The organism is Pseudoalteromonas sp. 5Ae-yellow (assembly GCF_014077565.1).
Classification (GTDB): Bacteria; Pseudomonadota; Gammaproteobacteria; order Enterobacterales; family Alteromonadaceae; genus Pseudoalteromonas.
In genome coordinates this window covers 1-2,514 of record NZ_JACGWD010000134.1, presented here as the reverse complement: position 1 = coordinate 2,514, position 2,514 = coordinate 1, and the positions used below count along the sequence as shown (strand labels likewise).

Here is a 2,514-nt window from a genome sequence, read left to right as displayed (position 1 = left end):
AGATACCAAGCGCACAGGGCGTGCATCTGTGAAAGTGTTATGGCAAGGATGGCTTAAGTTACAAGCCATCCTGGAAGGCTACGATTTAGCAAAATCTCTTGAGTCAGACTTGTGATCAAGAGACAGCCATAAAGGAGCGTTAATCAAAGCATCTATCTATTAACTAAAATAGACCTTAAGCAGATAGCGGCATTGGAATATCTGTTGCGGATATTTTTTTCATGCTGCCTTCTTGCTCTAAGCGAATATGCCAGCTAAACGCTTCTTCAAGTAAATGAGGCGTATGCCCGCCACGCTCACAAGCGCGCTCGTAATAGTCTAACATTGCTTCGCGATAATCTGGGTACACACAATGCTTAATAACTTGTACAGCGCGCTCACGCGGTGCTAAGCCACGTAAATCAGCTAAACCTTGCTCGGTTACTAAAATATCAACATCGTGCTCATTATGATCAACATGGCTCGCCATAGGTACAACGCTTGAAATCGCGCCATTTTTAGCAATTGACTTAGTCACAAATATTGCTAAATGAGCATTACGAGCAAAATCACCCGAGCCGCCAATACCATTCATCATCCGTGTACCACACACATGTGTTGAATTTACATTGCCATACATATCAAACTCAAGTGCAGTATTAATGGCAATAATACCTAAACGGCGCACTATTTCAGGATGGTTAGAAATTTCTTGAGGGCGTAACACTAGTTTATCTTTGTATTTTTCTAAATTATTAAATACTTGTGCGTTACAGCGCTCCGATAAAACAATTGAGCTGCCCGATGCAAAGCTCATCTTACCTGCGTCAATTAGGTCAAACGTCGAATCTTGTAGTACCTCTGAATACATTGTTAAGTCTTTAAAGTCAGAGTCGAGTAGCCCCATCATCACTGCATTAGCAATATTACCAATGCCTGCTTGCAGCGGACCTAAATTAGCTGGCAATTTATTTTTAGCCACTTCGTCTTTAAAAAAGTTAACCAAATGGCGCGCAATTGATGCAGTGTCTTCATCAGGGTCGGTTACGGTAGAAAACGAGTCGCTTTGGTTAGTAAAAACAATACCAACAATTTTTGCAGGATCGATAGGAATAGCAGTGCTACCAATACGGTCATCTACTTTAACTAACGGCATTGGTTGGCGAGTAGGACGATACGAGGGAATGTATATATCGTGCAAACCTTCAAGATTAGGGTTATGCAGCATATTAATTTCAACGATAACTTCTTTAGCAAAAATAGCAAAGCTTGCTGAGTTACCAACCGATGTAGTAGGCACAATATGCCCTTCTTCGGTAATGGCAACCGCTTCAATAACAGCTACATCAGGCATAGTTAATTGATGATTTCGTAAATGCTCAACCGTTTCAGATAAATGCTGATCAATAAACATTACTTCGCCGTTATTAATCGCTTTACGCAAGGTGCTATCTACCTGAAAAGGCATACGACGCGCTAAAATGCCTGCTTCGGTAAGTAGTTTATCTAAATCATTACCTAAAGATGCGCCAGTCATTAAATTTATTTTTATTGGATTTTTTTTGACTTGCTCAATTAACGCTCTGGGTACTGCTTTAGCTTCTCCGGCACGAGTGAAGCCACTCATCCCTACAGTCATTCCATCTTTAATAAACAGACTAGCCTGCTCAGCAGACATAACTTTATTGTGTAGACTACTATTACGAATACGTTCCAAGTTCATTTTGAGCCCCTTTCTAAATTTCACATTATTCTAATCCTAACTTCGTACTAAACAATCTAGACTTAAGTCGCATTTACGAAGTGGGGATAAGCAATATGCTAAAAAGAGAAACAACCTTACAACTTGTTAACATTAAGACGTGGTTGTTATTAATACTTTCAACAAAAATAAAACAATAACTTGTACTGTAATCCATAAATTAATTGCATTATTTTATGAGATGAAATGTTTTTGAAGAATTAAGATTATTAATTTAAACACCCAATGTTGTTTGAAGTATAAGTTGACATAAGAACATACGTTTCTACTGGGCTACAGCGCTGTCTCTTATACACAAGTCTTTGAATATCGATAAGTCTGTGATCTAATCGATCATCATCACTCATGGATTTATCGTATGCACACAAACACTCCTGAAGAATGGGCTCAATTAATTTTTGGTAACGCTAATTTAGGGGATCCGAGACGCACCCGACGATTAGCTGTACTAGCAAGCGATATGGCTGAGAATGCAGACAGCTCAATTGTTAAGGCTTCTGATACACCCGCCAAAATTGAAGCCGCTTATCGTTTCATTAGAAATGAGAAAATATCTCCTCAAGCGATTGCCGATTCAGGGTTCTCACAAACGAGTGAAGCGGTAAAGCAGTTGCCTTTGGTTCTCGCTATCCAAGATACGACAGGGTTGACATTTAAACACAGTGTTTGCAAAGAATTAGGCGATGTGAACTGTGCAAATACATTAGGAAAACCATCAAAAACAAGAACGCTATATGCGCATTCAACTTTAGCAATTGATGCAGATACGGAGC

2 protein-coding genes are annotated in these 2,514 nt (G+C 39.4%); one reads left to right on the top strand and one right to left on the bottom strand.

Annotation, left to right across the window (positions count from 1 at the left end; translation table 11 throughout):
- Positions 1-175: 175 nt before the first annotated feature.
- Positions 176-1,702 (bottom strand): acetyl-CoA hydrolase/transferase family protein, encoded by a 1,527-nt coding sequence (locus tag H4J63_RS19605; protein WP_182198085.1) that lies wholly within the window; start codon positions 1,700-1,702, stop codon positions 176-178.
- 397 nt (positions 1,703-2,099) lie between these two features.
- Here H4J63_RS19605 and H4J63_RS19600 point away from each other — a divergent pair.
- Positions 2,100-2,514: transposase (locus H4J63_RS19600; RefSeq protein WP_182198084.1), on the top strand; the 415-nt coding region annotated here is incomplete at its 3' end.

What these genes read in the sequence shown, in the direction of transcription:
- H4J63_RS19605 (WP_182198085.1), bottom strand. Translation starts at nt 1,702, where the DNA reads ATGAACTTGGAACGTATTCGTAATAGTAGTCTACACAATAAAGTTATG.